The sequence below is a fragment of the Aeromonas sobria genome, from assembly GCF_000820145.1.
Taxonomy (GTDB): domain Bacteria; phylum Pseudomonadota; class Gammaproteobacteria; order Enterobacterales; family Aeromonadaceae; genus Aeromonas; species Aeromonas sobria.
This window is the reverse complement of record NZ_CDBW01000012.1, coordinates 16,552-39,396: the sequence shown is the minus strand read 5'-3', so window position 1 is coordinate 39,396 and position 22,845 is coordinate 16,552. Positions and strand designations below refer to the sequence as shown.

21 protein-coding genes are annotated in these 22,845 nt (G+C 56.8%); 6 read left to right on the top strand and 15 right to left on the bottom strand.

The features are described from left to right. Positions 1-250 precede the first annotated feature (250 nt). Positions 251-1,558 (bottom strand): branched-chain amino acid transport system II carrier protein, encoded by a 1,308-nt coding sequence (gene brnQ / locus BN1135_RS05445; protein ID WP_082186739.1) that lies wholly within the window; start codon positions 1,556-1,558, stop codon positions 251-253. A 191-nt stretch (positions 1,559-1,749) separates the two neighbouring features. After that, a complete protein-coding gene (locus BN1135_RS05440) occupies positions 1,750-2,460 on the bottom strand; it encodes a tRNA1(Val) (adenine(37)-N6)-methyltransferase (RefSeq protein WP_042019444.1) in 711 nt (236 codons plus the stop codon). A gap of 118 nt (positions 2,461-2,578) precedes the next feature. On the opposite strand from BN1135_RS05440, the gene srmB reads away from it, so the two are divergent. Further along, positions 2,579-3,802 (top strand): ATP-dependent RNA helicase SrmB, encoded by a 1,224-nt coding sequence (gene srmB / locus BN1135_RS05435; RefSeq protein ID WP_042019443.1) that lies wholly within the window; start codon positions 2,579-2,581, stop codon positions 3,800-3,802. 156 nt (positions 3,803-3,958) lie between these two features. On the opposite strand, the gene BN1135_RS05430 is transcribed toward srmB, so the two are convergent. The 4 genes from BN1135_RS05430 to rnr form a co-directional block, all read right to left on the bottom strand. Continuing rightward, complete coding sequence (locus BN1135_RS05430; RefSeq protein WP_042019442.1) at positions 3,959-4,420, bottom strand: GNAT family N-acetyltransferase; 462 nt, start codon at positions 4,418-4,420, stop codon at positions 3,959-3,961. 189 nt (positions 4,421-4,609) lie between these two features. Next, positions 4,610-5,182, bottom strand: a complete 573-nt coding sequence (locus tag BN1135_RS05425; protein WP_042019441.1) for a Crp/Fnr family transcriptional regulator — start codon at positions 5,180-5,182, stop codon at positions 4,610-4,612. A gap of 4 nt (positions 5,183-5,186) precedes the next feature. Next, a complete protein-coding gene (gene rlmB, locus BN1135_RS05420; protein WP_042019440.1) occupies positions 5,187-5,936 on the bottom strand; it encodes a 23S rRNA (guanosine(2251)-2'-O)-methyltransferase RlmB in 750 nt (249 codons plus the stop codon). Continuing rightward, positions 5,933-8,299 (bottom strand): ribonuclease R, encoded by a 2,367-nt coding sequence (gene rnr, locus BN1135_RS05415; protein WP_042019439.1) that lies wholly within the window; start codon positions 8,297-8,299, stop codon positions 5,933-5,935. The genes rlmB and rnr overlap by 4 nt, the downstream gene beginning before the upstream one ends. Positions 8,300-8,433: 134 nt before the next feature. Here rnr and BN1135_RS05410 point away from each other — a divergent pair, with 134 nt between their 5' ends. Continuing rightward, positions 8,434-9,456 carry a GGDEF domain-containing protein gene (locus tag BN1135_RS05410; protein WP_042019438.1) on the top strand — a complete coding sequence of 341 codons (1,023 nt, stop codon included), beginning with the start codon at positions 8,434-8,436 and terminating at the stop codon, positions 9,454-9,456. Positions 9,457-9,583: 127 nt separating this feature from the next. On the opposite strand, the gene ompA is transcribed toward BN1135_RS05410, so the two are convergent. Then, positions 9,584-10,621 (bottom strand): porin OmpA, encoded by a 1,038-nt coding sequence (ompA, locus tag BN1135_RS05405; RefSeq protein WP_042019437.1) that lies wholly within the window; start codon positions 10,619-10,621, stop codon positions 9,584-9,586. Between the two features lie 265 nt (positions 10,622-10,886). Then, positions 10,887-11,912, bottom strand: a complete 1,026-nt coding sequence (locus BN1135_RS05400) for an SGNH/GDSL hydrolase family protein (protein WP_042019435.1) — start codon at positions 11,910-11,912, stop codon at positions 10,887-10,889. A gap of 254 nt (positions 11,913-12,166) precedes the next feature. On the opposite strand from BN1135_RS05400, the gene BN1135_RS05395 reads away from it, so the two are divergent. Then, positions 12,167-12,553: a YgiW/YdeI family stress tolerance OB fold protein gene (locus BN1135_RS05395; RefSeq protein WP_042019434.1), complete on the top strand. Its 387-nt coding sequence runs from the start codon at positions 12,167-12,169 to the stop codon at positions 12,551-12,553. A 74-nt stretch (positions 12,554-12,627) separates the two neighbouring features. Here BN1135_RS05395 and mltC read toward each other — a convergent pair whose 3' ends face one another. The 3 genes from mltC to mutY all read right to left on the bottom strand — a co-directional run bounded on the left by mltC (position 12,628) and on the right by mutY (position 15,190). Beyond that, the gene (mltC, locus tag BN1135_RS05390; RefSeq protein ID WP_042019511.1) at positions 12,628-13,731 is read right to left on the bottom strand and encodes a membrane-bound lytic murein transglycosylase MltC; all 1,104 of its coding nucleotides are present in this window, start codon (positions 13,729-13,731) and stop codon (positions 12,628-12,630) included. A gap of 125 nt (positions 13,732-13,856) precedes the next feature. Next, positions 13,857-14,129: an oxidative damage protection protein gene (locus BN1135_RS05385; protein ID WP_042019433.1), complete on the bottom strand. Its 273-nt coding sequence runs from the start codon at positions 14,127-14,129 to the stop codon at positions 13,857-13,859. A gap of 8 nt (positions 14,130-14,137) precedes the next feature. Continuing rightward, on the bottom strand, positions 14,138-15,190 hold the full coding sequence (mutY, locus tag BN1135_RS05380) for an A/G-specific adenine glycosylase (RefSeq protein WP_042019432.1): 1,053 nt from the start codon (positions 15,188-15,190) through the stop codon (positions 14,138-14,140). A gap of 237 nt (positions 15,191-15,427) precedes the next feature. On the opposite strand from mutY, the gene BN1135_RS05375 reads away from it, so the two are divergent. Further along, positions 15,428-16,666: a multifunctional CCA addition/repair protein gene (locus BN1135_RS05375; RefSeq protein WP_042019430.1), complete on the top strand. Its 1,239-nt coding sequence runs from the start codon at positions 15,428-15,430 to the stop codon at positions 16,664-16,666. Positions 16,667-16,794: 128 nt separating this feature from the next. Here BN1135_RS05375 and BN1135_RS05370 read toward each other — a convergent pair whose 3' ends face one another. After that, positions 16,795-18,393: a BCCT family transporter gene (locus BN1135_RS05370; RefSeq protein WP_042019428.1), complete on the bottom strand. Its 1,599-nt coding sequence runs from the start codon at positions 18,391-18,393 to the stop codon at positions 16,795-16,797. Positions 18,394-18,402: 9 nt separating this feature from the next. Further along, positions 18,403-18,930 (bottom strand): hypothetical protein, encoded by a 528-nt coding sequence (locus BN1135_RS05365; protein ID WP_042019426.1) that lies wholly within the window; start codon positions 18,928-18,930, stop codon positions 18,403-18,405. A 160-nt stretch (positions 18,931-19,090) separates the two neighbouring features. Here BN1135_RS05365 and BN1135_RS05360 point away from each other — a divergent pair, with 160 nt between their 5' ends. Further along, entirely contained in the window at positions 19,091-19,564 is a 474-nt protein-coding gene (locus tag BN1135_RS05360) for a MarR family winged helix-turn-helix transcriptional regulator (RefSeq protein WP_042019425.1), read from the top strand. Between the two features lie 74 nt (positions 19,565-19,638). On the opposite strand, the gene BN1135_RS05355 is transcribed toward BN1135_RS05360, so the two are convergent. Continuing rightward, entirely contained in the window at positions 19,639-20,220 is a 582-nt protein-coding gene (locus BN1135_RS05355) for a YjaG family protein (RefSeq protein WP_042019424.1), read from the bottom strand. A gap of 162 nt (positions 20,221-20,382) precedes the next feature. On the opposite strand from BN1135_RS05355, the gene BN1135_RS05350 reads away from it, so the two are divergent. Beyond that, on the top strand, positions 20,383-21,327 hold the full coding sequence (locus BN1135_RS05350) for a D-2-hydroxyacid dehydrogenase (RefSeq protein ID WP_042019421.1): 945 nt from the start codon (positions 20,383-20,385) through the stop codon (positions 21,325-21,327). Positions 21,328-21,405: 78 nt separating this feature from the next. On the opposite strand, the gene mepM is transcribed toward BN1135_RS05350, so the two are convergent. After that, on the bottom strand, positions 21,406-22,743 hold the full coding sequence (mepM, locus tag BN1135_RS05345; RefSeq protein WP_042019420.1) for a murein DD-endopeptidase MepM: 1,338 nt from the start codon (positions 22,741-22,743) through the stop codon (positions 21,406-21,408). Between the last annotated feature and the right edge of the window lie 102 nt (positions 22,744-22,845).

Sequence of the window (22,845 nt, the reverse complement as noted above, 5' to 3'; positions counted from 1 at the left end):
CTTACCCAAGCAGAATTAATCACCGAACGGCTCGGCTATCCCGCAGCGGATAGCGCCCCGGGCGTGCAGGATGAGAGGTGAGAACGGGCAGCAGAGGAGTGGAAAGGACGCAAGCGGGTAGCAGCGGCTGGTCAGGTACGATCTGCACACAGTGACCGTCACGGCGGTGCCAACCGCAGGCAGCAGCGAGACTGGCTGAAAACAAAAGAGCCTGCACGGGGCAGGCTCTTGGCAACATCACATCAGGTGATCAGGCAGCTTCGGCGGCCAATTTCTCGCTCGGGCGAACCACCATGCCAACCACGCAGGCCAGCAGGGTCGGCATCAGCCAGGCGAGGCCCTTGTCGAACAGCGGCAGGAAGGCAAACGCATCCATCTTCATGCCGGCAGCACCCAGACCATCCAGACAGCCAAACAGGAAGGCAACCACCAGCACGGCACGGAACACCAGACGAGGACGACCGAAGTAGCCTTTCAGGAAAGTGACCAGCACCAATGCCACGGCAACCGGATAGATAGCAACCAGCACCGGGATGGAGAGGCTGATCAACTGGCTCAGGCCGACGTTGGCAACCACGGCGCAGATCACCCCCAGCACCACCACCAGCTTCTTGTAACTCATGCCAGTGAGATTATGGAAGAAGTCGGAACAGGCGGAGATCAGACCCACTGCGGTAGTGAAGCACGCCAGGGTGATGATGGCGGCCAGGATCAGTTGACCAGGCTGACCAAACAGGCTCAGCACGTAGGCATTGACGATAGCGCCACCGTTGCTGACATCGGTTGCCACGCCAGCAGCGGTGTTACCCAGACGGAACAGGGAAACGTACACCACGCACAGACCAATGGCAGAGATGAGGCCGGCAATGGCCAGATACTTAAACTGGCTCTTGTAGTCGTTGATGCCTTTCTTGCGCAGCAGGTCGACAATCAGGGCGCCAAACATCAGGGACGCCAGAGTATCCATGGTGTTGTAGCCTTCCAGGATCCCTTTCACGAAGGGGCTGTTCTGATAGTCACCGGACGCATCAGGCATGGTGCCCTGCGGCGCCACGAACACCCCGACAGCCAGGGTCAGCAGCAGCAGCATCAGAACCGGCGTCAGGTATTTGCCGATGGCGTCCATCAGCTTACCCTGGTTCATGGAGACCAGCATGGCGATGCCGAAGAAGACCACTGTGTAGGCAGCCAGACCCGCCTGGCCCATGTCACCGATAAAAGGCTTGAGGCCCATCTCGTAGGCAACCAGACCGGTACGGGGCGCAGCAAAGGCCGGGCCAATGATGATATAGATGGCAACGGCCAGCGCGGTGGCGATACCGGTAGGCAGCAGTTTGGTCATGCCAGCCCAGCCATTGCCAGCTTTGGCCACGGCCAGAATGGTCACCAGGGGCAGGCCCACGGCGGTGACCAGGAAGCCAAACATCGCCAGAGAGAGGTGCTCACCGGCCATGTAACCGGCCAACGGTGGGAAAATGATATTGCCAGCGCCCAAGTAGAAGGCGAAGGTCATAAACCCTAATCCGAGTACATCGGACAATGTGAGTGATTTCGTCAAGTTGAACCTCGTCTGTCTTGTAAATTATTGCTTGTTATAGTTTTTATCGGTCACTGACCGGGTGTGTTCAGGGGGGATAAAAAAAGAGCCTCGCGTATTTTTTCATCACAACCAGTGGTTTTAGCTGGTCTGGAGCGGGCGCTCGATCTGGAACCAGCATAATGGCGTGAAAAAATAGTTCAAGACGAAATTTACATCTTCAAATAGTAGGGGCTGGTCAGATGGATATATCTGTCGGAATAGCCTCCATCAGCAGAATGGATCACAATGCTCCCCCTCTCACACCTGTTTAATCCTCTGCCAAGTAGCAATAAAACGCGATTTGCCTCTTTACCCTCTCTGGTGATAACAGCTGTATAACAAATCCCATGCAGATCATAATGCGCCGAGATGCATAAAATTTCATCGGCCATCGCCGTCGGCAGCACCAGCGCCACCTGCCCGTTCGGGCTCAGCAAACGATTGCAGGCCGCCAGTAATGCGTGGCTGTCGAGGGCGCCGGTATGGCGAGCCAGCGCCCGCGCCGGATCGCTAAATGACTGGCCTGCCACAAAATAGGGGGGGTTGGAGACGATGAGATCGTAGGGTACGCCCTGATAATCCTGAATTGCGCGCTCGATAATCGCTACTCGCTCGGCCCAGGGCGATGCCGCCACGTTCTCTCTTGCCTGGGCCGCTGCATCCTTATCCAGCTCCACTGCATCGATGAAGCAGTCAAATATGCTGCGCTGAGCCAGCATCAGAGCGATCAGACCACTGCCAGTGCCAATATCGAGCACCCGGCGCGCCTGTTCGACCGGCGCCCAGGCACCGAGCAAAATGCCATCGGTGCCCACCTTCATGGCGCAGCGATCGTGGTTGATATGGAACTGTTTGAAGGTAAATCCGCGGCTACGCCCCATCTGGCCCCCGTCATCAGTGAAAATGGTGGGCGATTATAGCGGCTAAGGCACACTCGCCATAGGAGCCGACGAGATAATCGCCTATAATCTGCCGTTTCCTTAATGACCGAGTATTGCCATGAGCCAGTCCTTTGATGATTTCGACCTGAATCCCGCCCTCAACCGGGCCTTGGCCGAGATGGGATTCACCCGCCCCACCACCATCCAGCAGATGGTGCTGGAGCCAGCCTTGGACGGCCGCGATATTCTGGCATCCGCTCCAACCGGTACCGGCAAGACGGCCTCCTTCCTGCTGCCGGCGCTCCAGCATCTGCTGGACTTCCCGCGCCGCAAGCCGGGCCCGTGCCGGATGCTGATCCTGACCCCGACCCGCGAGCTGGCACTGCAGGTGACCGCCCACGCCAAGGCGCTGGCGGCCCACACCAACCTCAGTATCGAGACCATCATCGGCGGCGTCAGCCACGATGAGCAGCTGCCGGCCCTGACCAAGACCACGGATATCGTAGTGGCCACCCCGGGTCGTCTGCTCGAGTACATCGAGAAAGAGGAGTTTGAGAGCCACGACATCGAGGTGCTGGTGCTGGATGAAGCGGACCGTATGCTGGACATGGGCTTTATCAAGGATGTGAACCGCATCGTCGCCGAAGCGCGCTACCGCAAGCACACCATGCTGTTCTCCGCCACCCTGGAAGGGGCGGGTCTGGAGCGATTCGCCAACGAGATCCTCAACAACCCGGTCGAGCTGCACGCCGAGCCGCCACGCAGCGAACGCCGTCCGATCACCCAGTGGGTGCATCTGGCCGATGACGCCGCCCACAAGCTGGCCCTGCTGATCCATATCCTCAAAGATCCTGAGACCCAGAAGGCGATTGTCTTCGTCAGAACCCGTGAGCGTCTGGCTGAGCTCTCTGGTCAATTGCAGGCCGCAGGCATCTCCTGTGCCTGGATCCGTGGCGAGATGGAGCAAAGCAAGCGCGTCGAGTCGATCCGCAAGTTCCACGCCGGTGAAGTCCCCTTCCTGGTCGCCACCGATGTCGCCGCCCGCGGCATCGACCTGCCCAACGTCAGCCATGTCATCAACTATGACATGCCCTATGGCACCGACGTTTACGTCCACCGGATCGGCCGCACCGGCCGCGCTGGCAACCGTGGCTGCGCCATCAGTCTGGTCGAAGCCCACGATATGGCCATCGTCGCCAAGATCGAACGCTACACCGAAGAGCGCCTCAAGCGCCGGGTGATCGACTCCCTGCGTCCCAAGCACAAAGAAGCGCGGGTGCCGGTGAAGAAGAAAAAGCCAAAAGATGGCAAGAAGAAGACCGCAAAGAAGAAAAAGAAGTAATCATTACAGCGTGCCTTCCCTGCCATAGCAAAACGGCCATCCCTCGGGATGGCCGTTTTTCATCTGCTATCTCACCCGCGCTATCGCCACCATCTGCAAAGGATGAGGGAATATAGCGTATTGGCAGGGTAGCGAGTCACGCTCACAGCGTGACTTTTACTGGCTACTGGCGACTTTGCGCATACCAATATGGGGAATATCGTCTTCGATATAACCTTCCCCTTCAGCCACAAAGCCGTGCTGACCGTAGAAGCCCTGCAGATGGGCTTGGGCGCCGAGCCAGATACTGTGGGCCGGCCAGCGCGCCTCGCACGCGTTCACCGCTTCACCAATTAACTGATGGCCGAGACCGCCCCCTCTCGCTCTGGGCGAGGTGACTACCCGACCGATGGCGACACCACTCTCATCGCCGATGCCGGGCGCCATGATCCGGGCGTAAGCGGCCAGCTGTTCACCCTGATAACCAAGCAGGTGCCAGACCCCCTCGCGGCGATCCAACCCGTCCAGATCCTGGAAGGGGCAGGTCTGCTCCACCACGAACACCTCGGCCCGCAGTGCCAGCAACTCGTACAACTCATCAGTGGTCAGCTCGGACCAGGGTTTCAGGATCCAGTTCATTGGCAACTCCTTATCAATTCGGCCTGCCAGCATAATCGGGCGTATCCGCGCTGGCATTAACCTTGGTTAAGTTCTTTCAGCCGTTGGCGAATGCGGCTCAGGCTGACCGGCTGGCGTGATGCCGAGACCAACAGTGTGAGGGGTTTGAAATCGGGTGGCGACACAACCCCTAATTGCGAATAGGCGACACTACTCCTTGTTGAGCGCTTTCAACCGCTTGCGAATGCGGCTCAGGCTGATGGGGGTGATGCCAAGATAAGCGGCGATCTGGTGATCCGGCACTCTGGCAGCCAGCCCGGGGAAACATTGCAAGAAGTGTTGGTAGCGAGCCTGCGGACTCCCGGTCAACAGCAGCAGCTCTTTCTCCTCTTTGATACGCAGTTGCACGGCAAGCAAATGCTGATACCAGCCTGGCCAACAGGGAAGCTGGCGTAGATCCGTCAGCTGGAAGATCTGCAGGCGGCAGGGCTCCAGCGCCTCCACGCTATAGCGGGCAGGCTCACCACTAAGCAGATGATGGAAGTCGAGAAACTCGTCCCCCTCCCAGTAGAACTCCTTGATGTACTCGCGCCCATCCGCCAGCACCACCTTGGCCCGCAGCAACCCCTGCTCCACCCTGACCAGCAGATCCGGGCTGTCACCGGCGTGCCAGAGGCAGGATCTGGGGGCAAGGGTCAGCGAGCGGGCAAAAGAGAGGAGGCGCGTGGCCTCCTGCTCTTCAGTGACCTGCTCCCAACTAAAGGGGGGTCTGTCGGTCATCATGACACTAGCTGCGACGCTGACGCACGGCTTCGAACAGGCAAACGCCAGTGGCCACCGATACGTTGAGGCTGGATACCGCCCCCGCCATCGGAATACTAACCAGTTCATCGCAATGTTCGCGAGTCAGGCGGCGCATCCCTTTGCCTTCAGCACCCATCACCAATGCCATTGGGCCAGTCAACTTGGCCTGATAGAGGTCATGATCGGCCTCACCCGCAGTACCAACCAGCCAGACACCGCGATCCTGCAACTCACGCAGGCTGCGGGCCAGGTTGGTCACCTGGATAAGCGGCACCACTTCGGCGGCGCCGCAAGCGACTTTGCGCACCACCGACGTCAGGCCGCTGGCCTTGTCACGCGGCACGATCACCGCATGGACTCCGGCAGCATCGGCGCTGCGCAGGCAGGCACCGAGGTTATGCGGGTCGGTCACCCCATCCAGCACCAGCAGGAAAGGCTGGGCTTTTTGTTCTACCAGGCTGTCCAGCAAGCAGGCCAGATCGTGCTCGGCCAGCTTGGGGGCCTCAATTACCTTGGCCATAATGCCCTGGTGATTGTTACCTTCCGCTTTGTCATCAAGGGTCTTGCGGTTCACACCCTGCACCTTGAGACCAAGGGATTCCAGCTCGGTCAACAGCGGTTGCAGCCGGTCGTCATCGCGTCCCTTGAGGGCCCACACCTCGATGAAACGCTCCGGGGTGCGCTCAAGCAGCGCAGATACAGCGTGAATGCCGTAGATCAGTTCAGTACTCATTTCGTGCTCTTGGCCTTATCGCGAGCATTTTTGCTCGGTCGTCTGTTGCTCGGTTTGGCGCGGCTACCCTTGTCGGATTTGCCGCTATCCTTACCCTCTTTGCGTTTATCGTGACGCTGGCCACCCTTGGCAGGCTTGCGCACCACCTCTTTGCCATCCTTGCCGGTGAGTGGCGCTTCCACCATCACGAAGTCAATCTTGCGATCGTCCAGGTTGACGCCCATCACCTTGACGCGCACCTTGTCACCCAAACGGTAGCGACGGCGGAAGTTCTCGCCGATCAGCTGCATGTGCAGGGGATCAAACTGGTAGTAGTCGTTGGTGAGGGTGCTGACATGAACCAGACCATCGATGTGGATGTCGGCCAAGCGAACAAAGAAGCCAAAACCGGTGACACTGGCAATCACGCCATCGAACTCGTCACCCACATGATCCAGCATGTACTCGCACTTGAGCCAGTCAGCAACATCGCGAGTTGCATCGTCGGCACGCCGCTCGGTCATGGAGCAGTGCTCGCCCATCGGGTCCACTTCTTCCAGCTGGTAGTGATAACCACCGCTCGGGGTCCACTTGTTGCGCAGGTTGCCCTGTTGCTCCTTGGCCGTCTGATACTTGATGGCGCGGTGCAGGATCAGGTCGGGGTAGCGACGGATCGGCGAGGTAAAGTGCGCGTAGGACTTCAATGCCAGCCCGAAGTGGCCGATGTTGTCGGCCTGATAGATGGCCTGACGCATGGAGCGCAGCAGCATGGTAGATAGCAGCTCTGCATCCGGGCGCCCTTCAAACTTGGCGGCCAGCTCAGCAAAGTCCTTCGGCTCGGGCTCGAGGCCACCTTTGAGCTCCAGACCCAGTTCGGCCAGAAAATCACGGAAACCGGTCAGACGCTCTTCGCCCGGACGATCGTGCACCCGGAACAGGGCTGAGGCTTCGTTCTTTTCGATGTAACGGGCAGCGGCCACGTTCGCCTGGATCATGCACTCTTCGATGATCTTGTGAGCATCGTTACGCACCAGTGGCACGATCTGGTCGATCTTGCGCTGGGCGTTGAAGATAAAGCGAGTCTCTTCGCTCTCGAACTCCACCGCACCGCGCTGATGACGGGCGTGCTTGAGCGCCTTGTAGAGCGTGTTGAGCTCTTCGATATGACCCACCAGCGGATCATATTGCTGACGCAGTTTCGCATCGCCATCCAAAATCGCGGCGACCTTGCTGTAAGTCAACCGCGCGTGGGAGTTCATCACGGCTTCATAGAACTTGTAACCGGACATGCGGCCAGATGCGGAGATAGTCATCTCACACACCATGCACAGACGGTCAACTTGCGGGTTCAGGGAGCACAGACCGTTGGAGAGCACCTCCGGCAACATGGGCACCACGAACTCAGGGAAATAGACGGAGTTGCCGCGCTGATAGGCTTCGGCATCCAGCGCTGTGCCAGGCTTCACATACGCAGAGACATCGGCAATGGCAACCCACAGGCGCCAGCCACCACTGCGTTTGGCTTTACAGAAGACCGCATCATCGAAGTCGCGGGCATCTTCACCATCTATGGTCACCAGCGGCAATGCACGCAGATCGATACGACCCTCTTTGGCTTTCTCTGGCACCTGCTCGCCCAAGCCAGCAACCTCTTTGGTCACCTCTTCAGGCCAGGTATGCGGGATGCTGTGAGTGCGCAAGGCGATCTCAATCTCCATCCCCGGTGCCATATTTTCGCCCAGCACATCCAATACAGAACCGACTGCATTGCTACGGGAGGTGGCGCGCTGGTTGATGCGCACCACCACCACCTGGCTCTGGCGAGCACCTTTATTCTCACCTTCCGGGATGATGATGTCCTGACCGATACGGCTGTCATCCGGCACCACGAAACCAACGCCATTTTCGACGAAGTAACGGCCGACAATGTCTGCCTCACGGGACTTGAGCAGGCGCACCAGACGCGCTTCCTGACGACCCTTGCGGTCAATCTCGGTCGGTTGCACCAGCACATAGTCGCCATGCATCAGGCGCTGCATCTCGCGGTTGTTCAAAAAGAGATCAGGTCCACCACCTTCCGGGCGCAGAAAACCGAAACCATCTTTGTGGCCAAGTACAGTGCCTTTGACCAGATTCAGACGATCCGGCAAGGCGTAGCATTGGTTACGAGTGAATACCAGTTGTCCATCACGCTCCATGGCACGCAGACGACGGCGCAACGCTTCCAGCGGCTCTTCATCGGTCAGTTTGAGGGCCTTGGCCAACTCTTCCCGAGACATGGGCTTTTCATGGCCCTTGATGAGTTCCAGCAGCATCTCGCGACTGGCGATGGGATTTTCGTATTTTTCGGCCTCGCGTTGGAGGAAAGGATCTTTTTGAGACATAAGCAGGCCTTAGGGTAGGTAGTAACCCAGACATTATATCGAAGGGGGGGGCGAATGGCATCCATCGACTGCCTTTTGGCCAATCTCTCTGTCATACTGAATCAAGTTTGCTGGCATGATGAGACCAATAACTCATGAGTAAGGATACTTTTGCCCAATCCGCTGCCTATCTCAAACAGGCGGTTCCCTTGATGATCAAGTACCAGATACCCACGACGCCGGACAATTACCACCTGTGGTACAGCTATGTCTCGGCCAGCATGCCCGAGCTAAATAAAGCCATTGATCTCGCCGTCAAACAGCAGGGTACCTGCTCTCTGGTCACCTGTGAGCGGCTCTATTATCAGCATCTCGCCGACCAGGATGAGAAACAAATCGAGGCGATAAAGCTCAATCTGGCTGCCATGGCCAATGAAATCGGTCACTCCATGCAAGATGCCATCTCAGATACCGGGATGTTTCAGGAGATGCTCGACAAGAGTTTTGGCCGACTCAGCCAGATCGATGAGCAAGGGTTGAGCCTGGAAGACACCATGGCTATCCTACGAGATCTGGTGCGCGAATCACGGGATGTGCGGATGTCCACCATGCACTTTCGCAACCAGATCAGTAATGCTGAAAAAGAGATCAAAGAGCTGCGCGAGGCACTCAACGAAACCCGCAAGCTGGCCAATGAGGATGCTCTGACCTCCCTGCTTAATCGGCGTGCTTTCGATCTCGAGATTGAGGGACTGATCCGCAGCCAGCAGCCTTTCTCGCTGATCCTCGCCGATATCGACCGCTTCAAAAATTTCAATGACGAATATGGCCACCTGCTGGGTGATCAGGTACTGCGTGCGTTTAGCAAGCGACTGCGAGATGCCTGTCAGGAGGGTGTTAGCGCTTATCGGATCGGCGGGGAGGAGTTTGCCATGCTGGTCCCCCACCGCACTCTTGCCCTGACCAGACAGATGGCGGAGAGCATGCGCCGCGCCGTCGAGCGGATGTCGATCCTCGATCGTAAATCGGGCCGCCGCATCGATCACATCACAGCGTCATTCGGGGTTGGTGAGTTTAATCGCCAAGAGAACGCAGACTGCCTGGTTGAGCGCACCGATAAATTGCTCTACAAGGCCAAGGAGCTCGGTCGTAATCGGGTAATGCCGCTGCCGTCCTGATCCAGCAGCCCCCCCGAATGCCTTGCCCAGCGCAATGAAAAGGCCAGTCAGATAATCTGACTGGCCTTTTTGCATTTCACGATCAACGAGGCGGCCTTACCGCCCCGTAAGGGGCTGGATCAGCAGATTATTGCTGAGCCTCGGCAACCCCTTCCACCTTCACTTCAACGCGACGATCCGGTGCCAGGCAGACAATCAGCTCACGCTTGGACTTGCTGACACAGCTGTCGCCGGTAACCGGTGAGGATTTACCACGCCCTTCCACATTGATCTTGGCGGCCGGGATCCCTTTACCAACCAGATAGTTGGCAACGGTCTGGGCACGCTGCTCGGAGAGTTTCTGGTTGTAGGCATCGGAACCGATACGGTCGGTGTGACCAATCACGGTTGCCACGCCATCTTTGGGTCGCGCTTCTTCAATCTGACTGTAAAGGGTATCCAGCGCCTGACTGGCTTGTGGCTTGAGAGTTGCCTTATTGAAGTCGAACAGCACATCGGAGCTCAGGGTGAACTGCTTCTCAACCACCACCGGCTCGGGTGCCGGTACCGGAGCAGGCACAGCAGCAACCGGCGCGACCTGACCAAAACGATAAACTGCAGCCAGTGACAGCAGGCCGTTATCCATTCTCACGCCGGTATCTTCACGGCTGCCGTATGGCGTTGAATACTGGTACTCAAAGCGAGCGGCCCAGTCGCGATTAAAGGCATACTCGGCACCCAGTGCGCCCACCACGACGAAACGGCTGTCATCTTTGTAAACATCGCTCTTGGTGTCAGCCCAGCCATAGCCGCCACCGACACGGCCATAAAGATCCAGGCTCTCGGTGACCGGGAAACCCAGTTTCAGGGTCAATTGTGCCAGCTGTGCTTTCACTTCATCACTGAAAGCGCCTGCCGCCGTAGTCGCATCGTATTTGTAATTTCCCAGGTAGTCGTAACCCAGCTCCAGGCCCAGATTCTTGTTGATCTGATAGCCACCAAACACGCCTGCGCCCAAGGCATCGTTGGTCTCATTGCCAAGGGTCAGAGCATTGCTTTCATCTACGCCATAAAAATTGGACCAGCCCAGTTTGGCACCGCCATACCAGGTGTTATCTTGGCCGGCTGCCTGGGCATTGGCCGCCAGCAGACCGGTAACCAGCAAGGTAATCAATGATTTTTTCATATCTGAGCCTCTGCAATTTTTTATGTAGGAGGAAATGAATGGATACCACTTCGTCTTATAGACACAGCCACCAAACGCCATAGTGGCTCATCAAGATTAGCTTGCCTTCAAGCTAATGATGTCAATTAACAAAAAACACTCTAACGCAACTCTATTGCAAAGGCAGTAATAAAAAGCCTGTTATTTGAACTGGCGGCGATTAAAAAACGGACACTCAGGGGGCTAAATCAGGATTAGGGCCAGCGAATGCTGGCCCTGAACGCTATCAGCGACGGATAAACTCATAGTGCTGATCGATGAAATCAGCAACCCGCTGACCCAATGCCTTATGCACCGTACTGGTCGGATGCACCTGATCCCAGAACATATGTTCATCACAATTGAGCGCAGCTGCGCTGCGTGTTGCCTGCGGGCTCACCACTGCCTGAGCCAGGATCGGGTTGCCAGCAATGGCCACTCTCTCGGACAGACTCAAGACGGGATCGGTTGCGACAACTGCAGCGCTACCAGAGAACGGCTTCCAGATATAACTGCCGCTATAACATGCTTGTTCGGTATTACTCAGGGCAAATTTCTGTGGCTCTTTCACCATTTCGTCAAACTGCTTGTCTACCTCGAACAACTTCACAATACCGAGCGGGGCCAGCTCACGAGTAAGGTTCTGCAGGCGCTGGTTGTGATAGCTGGCGACATGGCGCACCTTCTCAACGACCTTCATACTGTGCGCTGACGGGGTCTGCCCCAAATCCGGAATGTTAAACAGCAGGATCTGCCGGACACCATTGAGCACCAAGCGGTTCGATGCCAGCCGGACGGTATCGATCACCCGATCTGCATCCCGCTCGGTATTCCAGCCATAGGCCAGATAGTCATTGGCTCCGACCCAGATCACCACCAGATCATCAGGGCGGAACTTGTCCTTTTTCAGGAACTGATCGATCTCGTAGTCAAGGTTATTGATCACCTGATACTTGGGATCCCATGCCCATTTGTTAAACCAGCCCAGCTTGTTGTAGGCCACCGCGGTCGCACCGCCTTCCGCCTCGTTGGCCAATAGCAGTCCGGGAAAATGCTGGTCACGCAGCAGCTCCAGCCAGACCGGCCCGTTGCTGAAACGCCCATTGAAGTAGGGCGGGCTGGAGGGGAGATACCCCCTCATCTTCTTGTACATCTTGCCGGTGTCGGAGAGGCTGTCACCAAACATCACGATCCGGGAAAAAGGCTGACGCCCATCTGCCGCCTGAACGGTCAGCGCCATCAACCCCAATAAACAAACAAGCCATTTTTTCATATTGTTATTCTCTTCGATTAAGCAGGTTTGACCTGCGGACTTCCCCTCGAATGACGGCAAGCACGGGAAGAGTCTGCCGCCACTGACTTCTGGTGAAGGCGACAGATTACAGAGCCTGATAAAGTCACACATGTCTCGTCGGCGATGAAATCGCTTGCGCTCACAAAACAGACAATCACATTCCCTGATTTCTTTCACGCTTGTTTCACGCCCCTCTCTGCACAATGCCCTCATACCAACGACAGGAGTATGAAATGAACAAGGCAAGCGCAAGCATAATCGGACTGTTGACCCTGATGTCTGTCTCTTCTTTCGCCATGGCGGCCTATACCGGCCCGCAAGAGCAGAACAAGGTCTCTGTTGCTCAACTGAAAGATCTGGCCGATGACAGCTGGGCCACGCTGGAAGGAAAACTGGTCAAACATCTTGGCGGCGAGAACTACCTGTTCCGTGATGCCAGTGGTGAAGTGGAGGTCGAAGTGGATCAGGATGTGTGGCGCGGTACCGAAGTAGGCCCGGATGATCTGATCCGCATCCGTGGTGAAGTGGACCACAGCTGGAACAAGACCGAAGTGGAAGTGAAAACCCTGGATAAAGTGGGCGCGGCCCCGCAGACCAAGGGCGGCTTTATCGCCAAATAAGGCGCAACAACCTGCAATTTGGCCAGACGTAAAAAGGGCGCTTGATATCAAGCGCCCTTTTGCATTGGCTCTGGTTAACCGGCACGTCCAACATAGGAGCGTTTGAAGCCTTTCTCGGCCTGATCAACCTTGTAAAGATAACGCCGTGCTTCTGCTTTCGGGTGCTGCTCGGTCAGCACCTGGTAGACCGCTTCTGGCGAGAGCCGGTTTATCTTGCCAGGCGCAGCCTTGCGATCCCGCGAGAAGGTGTTGAGCACCCCACCCGCACCACCGTTGTAGGCTGAAATCACCGCATAGCGACGGGAACGGGGATCCTCGATATCCACCAGATAGACCGTCTGCAGCAAATGCAGATAAGCGGTGCCGACATCAATGTTGTAGGCCGGATTAAACAAGTTCTCCCGGGTTGGTTGACCACTCTTGCCCTTGACCCGCTGGTAGACATCTCGTCCTGCTGTGGCAGGAATGACCTGCATCAGGCCATAAGCGTTAGCGTGGCTCACCGCATAGGGGTTGAAGCTGCTCTCTGTTTTGATCACCGCATAGATCAGGCTCTCGGGCACCTTATATTTACGGGATGCATCACGAATGATGCTTGCATACTTGTAGCCCCGCTTATCCTCATGGTTTGCCACCATAGGAATATCCACGAAGAAGATGGTGCGGATCCCCAAGGTACGCTTTTTCATTGCCGTACTCAGCAGGTAGTCGGCATAACGCTCGGCACGCCAGTCAAAACGGATCGGCTGACCCAGATTGTCCAGCACCTGACCATAAAGGAACGGCTCGCCACCGGGGACGATTTCACGGTCAGAGTAAAGATCCACTTCCGCCGGGTCATCCGGTGTCAGCAAGGTCTCAATGATGGCGCGGCGTAAATGAGCCCGCGGATCCACGCTGGATACCGTCTCCACCATGATATGACCACTGGAAAAGTCGATATGCGCCCGGCTTTTGTACTGATCCGTGTATTTGACATAGTCAAACTTGCCGGCAAACAGCGCCTCCCGCCCCCATATTTCGTTCACGTTATGGGAGAGTGCACTAATCATGTGTTCAAAACCGCGAATGTCCTTGCCGTTGACCAGATCGTCACCCTCGCTCCCGTTGGGCTTGGGAGAAGACGAACAGGCAGAGAGAAACAACAAGGTACACAGCAGCCAAAAAATTCGGCCCATAAGATCCTCAAAACGGGCGGACACGCCGCCCATCATTCATTTATTGCAAACTGGAAGAAGTGTCATCGCCAACAGTCACATGGGGCAATGCCTGCCCCTGTTCACATGTATCACAGCTGCACGGCTTACTGGCTGGGAGGGGTATAACCGTCGATCTCTACTTCACCGGCATCAAACAGGTAGCTGACCATCTCTTTTTCCAGCAACTGACGATGCTCAAGATTCATCATGTTGAGCTTCTTCTCGTTGATCAGCATTACCTGCTTCTTCTGCCATTCGGCCCAGGCTTCCTTGCTGACATTGTCAAAAATACGCTTGCCGAGCTCACCGGGATAGAGTTGAAAATCCAGGCCCGGGCCCTCTTTTTTCAAGCGTTGGCAAAATACAGTACGGCTCATGTTGACCTCTATTGTTGTAACTCTGGATAGGCGAGCAGACGGGCAGTGGCGGCCGCCAACCCTACCTCGGCAGGATGGCGTAAGTTATACCAGAGTCGGTGATCGCCTTCCATGAGCCGCAGCGCCGGTGCGCTATCTATCTCGATCAGCAAAGGCTGAATATCGAGGTGGAAATGGCTGAAAGTGTGGCGAAAACCGGCCAGTTCCCGATAACCGTGGTGCGCCAGCCCCAGACTTGCCAGCAGACCATCCACCTCCGCCAGCGAGGCCACCTGCGGGAAGCAGTAGAGCCCGCCCCAGATCCCCTGTGGCGGCCGCTTCTCCAGCAACAGCTCATCGCCATGGCGGATCAGCAGCATGATGCCGTCGCGGGCAGGAATACTCTTCTTGGGCTTGCTGTTCGGGTAGGCGGTGGGGTTGCCTTGCGACAAGCCCTGGCAATCGGCCCGCACCGGACAGCGATCGCAGGCGGGCTTGCTGCGAGTGCAGATGGTGGCGCCGATATCCATCATCGCCTGGTTGTAGTGCGCCACGCCCAGCTTGGGAGTTAACCGGATGGCGATCTCCCACAGCTCGTTTTCTACCTGTTTCTGACCGGGCCAACCCGGCAGCGCCAGCCAGCGGGTGAGCACCCGCTTTACGTTACCATCGAGAATGGCGTGGGGCTGACCGAGGGAGAGCGACAGCACGGCACCAGCGGTGGAGCGGCCAATCCCCGGCAGCGCCATCACCTCGTCAAACTGCTCGGGAAAGAGGCCATGGTGGTGATCGCGGATCTGCTGGGCCGCTTTGTGCAAATTACGGGCCCGGGCGTAGTAGCCAAGGCCGGTCCAGTGGTGCAGCACCTCATCGACGGGGGCATCTGCCAGCGCCACCACATCGGGGAAGCGCGCCATAAAACGCTGGTAATAGGGGATCACGGTGGCGACCTGAGTCTGCTGCAGCATGATCTCCGAGACCCAGACCCGATAAGGGGTCTTCTCCTGCTGCCAGGGCAGACTCTTGCGGCCATGGAGCTGGTACCACTCCAGCACCCGGCTTGCGAAGGTTGATTGATTCACGTTGTTCTCATGTCGTTGATATAAGGGGAACTCTGCGGTTCCTTCGGCTCATCTGGCCTGCTCGGGCATAACGCAATCCCACAGCACAGCGCCAGCTGTCTGGGGCGGCAGCGTAAGGCCTCGTCCCGCCCAAGTCAAAGCCGCGCTGACTGGCGCTGCGGGCAGGTGGTGGTCAGGCAGCAAAGCTGTAACAAAGACGATATACTCGGCCCCACGATTGTTGACGGGAGAGACGGTTTGCAGACTTATCTGGTTGGGGGCGCAGTGCGGGATCGCCTGCTGGGATTGCCGCAGGGCGACAGGGATCATCTGGTGGTTGGCGCCACCGTAGAGCAGATGCTGGCGCTGGGCTTTACCCAGGTCGGTCGCGACTTCCCGGTGTTTCTTCACCCCAAAACCCAGCAGGAGTATGCTCTCGCCCGCACCGAACGCAAACAGGGGCAAGGCTATACCGGTTTTGTCTGCCATGCCGCCCCCAATGTGACCCTGGAACAGGATCTGCTGCGCCGGGACCTCACCATCAACGCCATCGCCGAAGATGATCAGGGCCAGCTCCATGATCCCTACGGTGGTATTGAGGATTTGGAAAAACGGCTGCTGCGCCACGTCTCCCCCGCCTTTGCCGAAGACCCGTTGCGCATCCTGCGGGTCGCCCGCTTCGCTGCCCGCTTCCACGCTCAGGGCTTTACCATCGCGCCACAAACCCTTGCCCTGATGAGCGAGATGACGGCCGCTGGCGAGCTGGCCCACCTTACTCCGGAGCGGGTCTGGAAGGAGCTGGAAAAAGTGCTGCTGGGACCGACCCCGCAGATCTTCTTCGAGGTGCTGCGCCAGTGCGGCGCCCTCAAGGCGCTGTTCCCCGAGCTTGATGCGCTGTTTGGCGTCCCCGCGCCAGCCAAGTGGCACCCGGAGATCGACACCGGCATCCATACCCTGATGGTGCTGGATCAGGCGTGCCGGATCTCCCCCGAGCTGACGGTGCGCTTTGCCGCCCTCTGCCACGACCTTGGCAAGGGGATCACCCCCAAAGAGTTCTGGCCAAGCCATCATGGTCACGGCCAGAAGGGGCTGCCACTGATCCGCGCCTTGTGCGAGCGGTTCCGGGTACCCAACGAGTGCCGGGATCTGGCGCTGCTGGTAAGCGATCTGCACACCCAGCTCCACATCGCCTTTGAGCTAAAACCCGCCACCCTGCTCAAGGTGTTCGACAAAGCCGACGCCTGGCGCAGACCGGAGCGTTTTGCGCAGTTACTTGATACCTGCCGCGCCGACTTCCATGGTCGCACCGGTTTTGAGGAGCGGGTCTACGCCGAACCCGATTATGTGGCCGAGGCGCTGGCCGCCGCTCAAGCGGTGCCGGTGAAAGAGATAGTGGCCGCCGGTTTTAAAGGGGAAGAGATCAAGGAGCAGCTGGCCAAAAAACGCACCGATGCCATCAGTCGGGTCAAGGATGAGTGGACCTTTATCGAAGAGTAACATCGGCCCCATAACAGACGGCCGCCCTGATGATGAGCTCCGCAAGAAGAGCATCGCCAGGGCGGCCGTTTTGCATCCAGGTTTACATCTCACGTTTACATATGAAGAGGCGCCCCTTGGTGCTGCCGTTATGCTGGACCAATACGATCCAGCAGGCTCATATGGGATGAGCCATCGTGGCGTTTCAGATTCTGGCGGTACTCAAACTGGCGCTGGCTCTCCTGCTTGAGCCCCAACATCAGCGAGTAACACATCGCCAGCATGATCACCGAAAAAGGCAACGCGGCGATAATACTGGCCGCCTGCAGGGCCGCCAATCCACCAGAGAGCAGCAAAATGGCCGCGACCAGCCCCTGCCCCAAACCCCAGATTGCCCGATGCAACACAGGTGGATCCTGATCGCCAATGGAGAGCAAGGTGGTGATGACCAGGGTGCCCGAGTCACTGGAGGTAATGAAGTAGGTACAAATCAGTAAAGTCAGCACCCCTTTGGCAATCCAGCCCAAGGTCCCCCAGTGCAGCAGCTCGACCGTCTGATAGAGCGCCAAGGTGACATCCTGATTGACCGCAGCGACCACACCGCCACCGCCAAACAGCTCCAGATTCATCGCCGTACCGCCGAATACGGTAAGCCAGAACATGCCAAGCAATGAAGGCACCAACAACACGCCGAGCACGAACTCACGAATGGTTCGCCCCTTGGAAATGCGGGCAATAAACATGCCGACAAACGGTGCCCAAGCGATCCACCAACCCCAGTAAAACGCCGTCCAGCTCGATTGCCAGGCCGAGGTGCCGTTGGCTTCTGAGTTGGTCCAGAAGCTCAATTTGACGATGTTTTGCAGGTAATCACCGATGTTCTGCACATAGGAGTTGAGGATATAAATTGTGGGCCCCAGCACCAGAAAGAGCGCCAGGACGAACACGCTCAGCCAGATGTTGAGCTCGGAGAGCAGCTTGACCCCGCGCCCCACACCAGACACCGCCGACAGAGTGGCGATCAGGCTGATCCCGCCAATCAACCAAAGCTGGTTCGACTGCGATACCGCCATGCCAAACATCTGATTCAGACCGGTATTCATCTGTGCCACGCCAAGGCCAAGAGAGGTCGCCACTCCGAATACAGTACCAAACACCGCCAGTACGTCGGCTGCATGGCCCCAGAAGCCGTAAATGCGATCGCCGAGGATCGGGTAGAGCACCGAGCGGATCGCCAGTGGTAACTTGCGGCGATAACTGAAGAAGGCCAGCGACAGGCCAACGATCACATAGATGGCCCAAGGGTGCAGCCCCCAATGAAAGAAGGTGAGGCGCATGGCGACCTGGGCCGCCTCGGGTGTCATTCCTTCGGTGATAAAGGGATTGCCCTGCAGGTGGTTCATTGGCTCGGCAATGCTCCAGAACACCAGACCAATCCCCATACCGGCACTAAAGAGCATGGAGAACCAGGCAAAGTAACCGAACTCCGGTACCTGGTCGTCGTCACCCAACCGGATGCTGCCAAAACGGCTGAACATCAGGTAGATAGCGAAGAACAGGAACAGGGCGACCAGCAAAATGTAGTACCACTTGAACCCGGCAATAATCTGGTCCTTGGCACCGGTGAACCAGGTCGCAGCGGTCTCGGGAACAAATACGCCAAACAGCAGAAACAGAGTGATCACGGTGAGGGCCGTCATGGCCATAGTGGGGTTGAGGCCTTTTAGTAGCCCCTTGGTTGCTATCATCAGGCCTCCTTAGTCGTTGTTGAAAAACTCTTCACCCACATGATCACCGGCACCACCAATGGCGCGATAGACCAGCTTGCCGGTGGCCAGCTCACGATGATCCACCAGGGTGACCGAAGGCTGGCCATTCACTGCATGGCGCTTGCCGAGGAAAATGGCCATCGGCACGCCGACATTGGAGATGCCACTGGTGATCCAGAGCCGGTTGAAGTCATAAGAGCCACCGATAAACTCCAGTTGGGCCAGTCCGGTATCAAGACCGGTCAGGTAGAAGTTCATCGCACTCTCGTCAGGAAAGAGGTGAACCAGCACATAGGCATAGCGTAATTCGTTCACCAACTCCTTTAGGTTGAAATGACCTGTCTCACTACAGGAGAGCGGCAGTTCACCATCGTAGTGGTGTACCTTCAGGGTGTTGGGATCTTCTTCATAAGCGGGTTGATAGCGTACAAAAGCCGAGGTATCTGGCAGTTCATAGCGAACTCTTACTATTTTCAACCCATTAACCAGGGCCTTCATATCAAGCTCGTTCATCATGGTTTATTCCTAAAATGTCAGGTCTAACACTGCGAAGAGTCGGCTAACCTAACACAAAATCACTTTGAACATAAACCATTAGAGTAATAACGACATTGACCTTTTGATCGGTCAGGAGCAAAATTTTGCTCCTTTCAATCCCCGCAATGATTCAGAACCCATGGAAAAACATGATGAAGTGCTGGTTGCGCTGCGCCAGATTATTCGAGCTATCGATATGCACTCCAAGCGCTTGATCAAAGAAGCTGGCCTCACCTCACCCCAACTGTTATTGCTCAAAGGAATAAATGAGCTGGGGCAGATCTCCATGCGGCAACTGGCAGATCACACCAATATGAGCCAGGCCACCGCCACCACCATCATGGATCGCCTGGAAAACCGTCAGCTGGTGCAGCGTATTCGCAGCGAGACCGACAAACGCAAAGTGCATGCCACCCTGACTGATGCCGGTCGTGTGCTACTGGCCCAGGCACCGACACCACTGCAGGAGCGTTTCGTCCAGCGATTTCATGCTCTCGAAGCCTGGGAACAAAGTCTGCTGCTCTCTTCACTACAGCGGATCTCCGTCATGATGAATGCCGATGAAATCGATGCCGCCCCCGTGCTGAGCGTCAGATCGCTCACCGAAGAGTAGTAAGCAGAGCACCTTGTTCAGGCATAAAAAAAGCTCCCGTTCGGGAGCTTTTTGGTATCAGGTCGCGCTGAAAATTACTCTTCCAGACTGATCCCGATGTTGGAGACGCCATCCTGAGCGGCAAACACCTTGATCGCCAGGATACGATCGCTATCGCGTTCGTGGGCCACCCGCTTGAGCAGCTCAACCTGGAATTCCAGCTCGGCCTCCATGTACTCGTGTTCGTAGAGCTCCTCTTCGGTCAGATCTCGCTCTTCCAATAGCTCGATAAAACCGGCAACCGTGCCGACCGAAGCATGGCTGGCATCAAAGGCCTCTTCACCGATCCGGCAGATCACAGAGCTGTAAGCGCAACCCAGTGCGACACAAGCATCCAGCGCAGGATAGGCGCCGTAGGATTCAAACTTGCGGGGATCCGGAATATGGGTTTCGAACTCTTCCAGAATGGCCCCCAGATTGACCCGGGATCCCTTGACGGTGAGGTATGCCCACAGCTGATCCAGCGAGTGCCGGAAGGCGCCTGCATTGCCAAAGCCGGAGGCCTGACAGAACAGGGCATAGTTGGGGTACATGCGCTCTGCCAGCGCCAGGGTGTAGACGGTCTGTTGCCAAGGCTGTAGCTCGGCCAGTCGCTTATAAAACTTGTCACCAAACACTGGAGTCGGATCCTTTGCAAAATGTGGGGCAGATTGTAGCCCACGAGGGGCGCGGCGAAAACGAAAAAGCGCCTTGGTCAGCAATGTTGCGATATGAAGTCAGGTAAGATGGGGCGAGAGCGGCATCTTGTTGCGCCGCAAATTCTGATAAGGAACAAGAGTATGAGCCAACGTACCCTTCTTTTGCTCAGCCAGGATAATGCTCACTACGAACGTCTGCTCAAGGCAGCCAATCTGCCCCATCTGCGTATTCTGCAGGCCAACAATCAGCTCGATGCCGAAAAACTGATTGGTGAGGCTCACATTCTGATGGCAGAGCCAGCCCGCGCCAAACCGCTGCTGCCCAAGGCCAGCAAGTTGAGCTGGTTGCAGTCCACCTACGCCGGAGTCGATGTACTGCTCGATCCCGACAGTCGCCGCGACTATCAGCTCACCAATGTGCGCGGTATCTTCGGCCCGTTGATGAGCGAATATGTTTTTGGCCATCTGCTCAGCCTGATGCGCCAAATGCCCGTTTATCGGGAGCAGCAAAAGCAACGCCTGTGGCAAAGCCACCCCTATCAGGGACTCAAAGGCCGCACGATGTTAATCCTGGGTACCGGTAGCATTGGCCAGCATATTGCCCACACCGGCAAACATTTTGGCATGAAGGTACTGGGCATCAGCCGTAGCGGCCGGGAGCGAGCCGGTTTTGATCAGGTTTATCAACTGCCTGCGCTCAACAAGATGCTGGCCCAAGCCGATGTCATTGTCAGCGTGCTGCCTGCCACCCGCGATACCCGCCATCTGTTCAATGCCGCCCGCTTCGAACACTTCAAACCCGGCGCCATCCTGTTCAACGTCGGTCGTGGCAGCGCTGTTCACTCCGGCGATCTGCTCACCGCCCTGCGTACCGGCAAGCTGGCGATGGCAGTGCTGGATGTGTTTGAGCAAGAGCCCCTGCCCGCCGACAGCCCACTGTGGGGCCAGCCCAACCTCATCGTCACCCCCCACAACAGTGGTTACAGTTTTCCAGAGGATGTCGCCCAGATTTTTATTCGCAATTACATCCGCTTTATCGATGGGCAACCGCTGGATAGCAAGATCGACTTCGACAAGGGTTACTGACCCTGCCGGTTGCTACCCATGTAAAAAGGCCCCGCCAGTCTGGCGGGGCCTTTCTATATCAGGATGGCTTACTCAGCATCAGCCAGCTGCCAGCTCCTTGCGATAACTCTTCACTTTAGCGAAGAACTGACGACGCTCCTTGCCACTCAAGGGCTCAGCCATCGGCAGTTTGGCGGTCATGGCATTGACCGGACGGTTATTGATGCGCAACTCATAATGCAGGTGCGCACCGGTAGAACGGCCAGTGTTCCCGGAGAGGCCAATCTTGTCGCCCATCTTCACCCGTTGCCCCGGCTTGACCAGCAGCTTGCTCAGATGCAGATAGCGGGTCGCCAAGGTGCGACCATGCTTGATAACAACATAGGTACCCGCCAGCGGGTGTCTGGTCGCCTTCTGGACGACACCATCACCGGTAGCCAATACCGGCGTACCCACCGGCAAGGCAAAGTCAGTCCCTTCATGCGGACGAATAGCGCCGGTCACAGGATGTTTACGCGCCGGGTTGAAGTTGGAGCTGATCCGGTAGCGGCTATGAGTCGGATAACGGCGGAAACCACGCTCCAGACTGTTGCCCTGAGCATCGTAATAGTTACCGTCTTCCGAGAGCCACGCCGAGGTACTCTGGCCCTGGCTGGTCACTTCCACCCCCAACAGCTGACTATTGCCAGTGCTCTTTCCTTCTACCGTCTCCTGGCGCACCAGTACCTTGAACGTGTCGCCCTTTTGCAAATCTTTGGCAAAATTCATCCGCCACTGGAACAGGTTGGCAATCTTCTGGATATGGTTGGCCGGGATGCCTGCATTGCGGGCACTGACATAGAAGCTACCGTTGATCAAACCGTTGTAACGCTGCGGTTGCCACTCCACCTTCTCGTTGATCATGGTGGAGCTATACGCCTCGCCCCCACGTTCCATCACCAGGGTCTGCTTGATATTCAGGCGGATCTTCAGTTGCTGCAGGATATTGTCCTGATCAATCAACAGCTCGATATTCTGTCCCGGCTTGAGCCGCGCCAAATGGTTCTTGTTGTCTGCATCCAGCACCTTGTAGAGGGTGGTGGTAGAGAGCCCGAGGTTGTTGAAGATAGCGGTCAGGTTTTCGCCATTACGCACCCGATAATCCTGCCACTGGGGAGTGGCATCGACCGGGATATCGTCATCCGGCGCACTCTGATCCACCAGCTCATGATCAGGGATTTCGTTAAAGTCGGTGTTGTTTTCATTGGTTGCCGTACCGGCGGTATCAATGGGCAACTCAAGACGCAGCGGCCGCTCCAGGATGTCACCTGGCGCTGGCAATAATGCCACTGCCGACAGCGTCATGGCTGTCAGCATCAGCATCGCATAAAAATGTTTGCGGGGAACCGGGGGTTCCCAATTGGTAGCCTGCACTACCAAGGGACGGAGACGTTTCATCCGCTATCCTGTATTTAGATCTAAAGAGTGTGAGTCGCGCGATCTGTTGTGACAAAACCGCATAAAACTGTTCTTTGGACAAAAACAAACACAGATAGTTCA

Bases quoted from the DNA above. Each gene is read 5' to 3' on its own strand.
- BN1135_RS05440 (WP_042019444.1), bottom strand. From the start codon at position 2,460: ATGGGGCGTAGCCGCGGATTTACCTTCAAACAGTTCCATATCAACCAC.
- srmB (WP_042019443.1), top strand. From the start codon at position 2,579: ATGAGCCAGTCCTTTGATGATTTCGACCTGAATCCCGCCCTCAACCGG.
- BN1135_RS05430 (WP_042019442.1), bottom strand. From the start codon at position 4,420: ATGAACTGGATCCTGAAACCCTGGTCCGAGCTGACCACTGATGAGTTG.
- BN1135_RS05425 (WP_042019441.1), bottom strand. From the start codon at position 5,182: ATGATGACCGACAGACCCCCCTTTAGTTGGGAGCAGGTCACTGAAGAG.
- rlmB (WP_042019440.1), bottom strand. From the start codon at position 5,936: ATGAGTACTGAACTGATCTACGGCATTCACGCTGTATCTGCGCTGCTT.
- rnr (WP_042019439.1), bottom strand. From the start codon at position 8,299: ATGTCTCAAAAAGATCCTTTCCTCCAACGCGAGGCCGAAAAATACGAA.
- BN1135_RS05410 (WP_042019438.1), top strand. From the start codon at position 8,434: ATGAGTAAGGATACTTTTGCCCAATCCGCTGCCTATCTCAAACAGGCG.
- ompA (WP_042019437.1), bottom strand. From the start codon at position 10,621: ATGAAAAAATCATTGATTACCTTGCTGGTTACCGGTCTGCTGGCGGCC.
- BN1135_RS05400 (WP_042019435.1), bottom strand. From the start codon at position 11,912: ATGAAAAAATGGCTTGTTTGTTTATTGGGGTTGATGGCGCTGACCGTT.
- BN1135_RS05395 (WP_042019434.1), top strand. From the start codon at position 12,167: ATGAACAAGGCAAGCGCAAGCATAATCGGACTGTTGACCCTGATGTCT.
- mltC (WP_042019511.1), bottom strand. From the start codon at position 13,731: ATGGGCCGAATTTTTTGGCTGCTGTGTACCTTGTTGTTTCTCTCTGCC.
- BN1135_RS05385 (WP_042019433.1), bottom strand. From the start codon at position 14,129: ATGAGCCGTACTGTATTTTGCCAACGCTTGAAAAAAGAGGGCCCGGGC.
- BN1135_RS05370 (WP_042019428.1), bottom strand. From the start codon at position 18,393: ATGATAGCAACCAAGGGGCTACTAAAAGGCCTCAACCCCACTATGGCC.
- BN1135_RS05365 (WP_042019426.1), bottom strand. From the start codon at position 18,930: ATGATGAACGAGCTTGATATGAAGGCCCTGGTTAATGGGTTGAAAATA.
- BN1135_RS05360 (WP_042019425.1), top strand. From the start codon at position 19,091: ATGGAAAAACATGATGAAGTGCTGGTTGCGCTGCGCCAGATTATTCGA.
- BN1135_RS05350 (WP_042019421.1), top strand. From the start codon at position 20,383: ATGAGCCAACGTACCCTTCTTTTGCTCAGCCAGGATAATGCTCACTAC.
- mepM (WP_042019420.1), bottom strand. From the start codon at position 22,743: ATGAAACGTCTCCGTCCCTTGGTAGTGCAGGCTACCAATTGGGAACCC.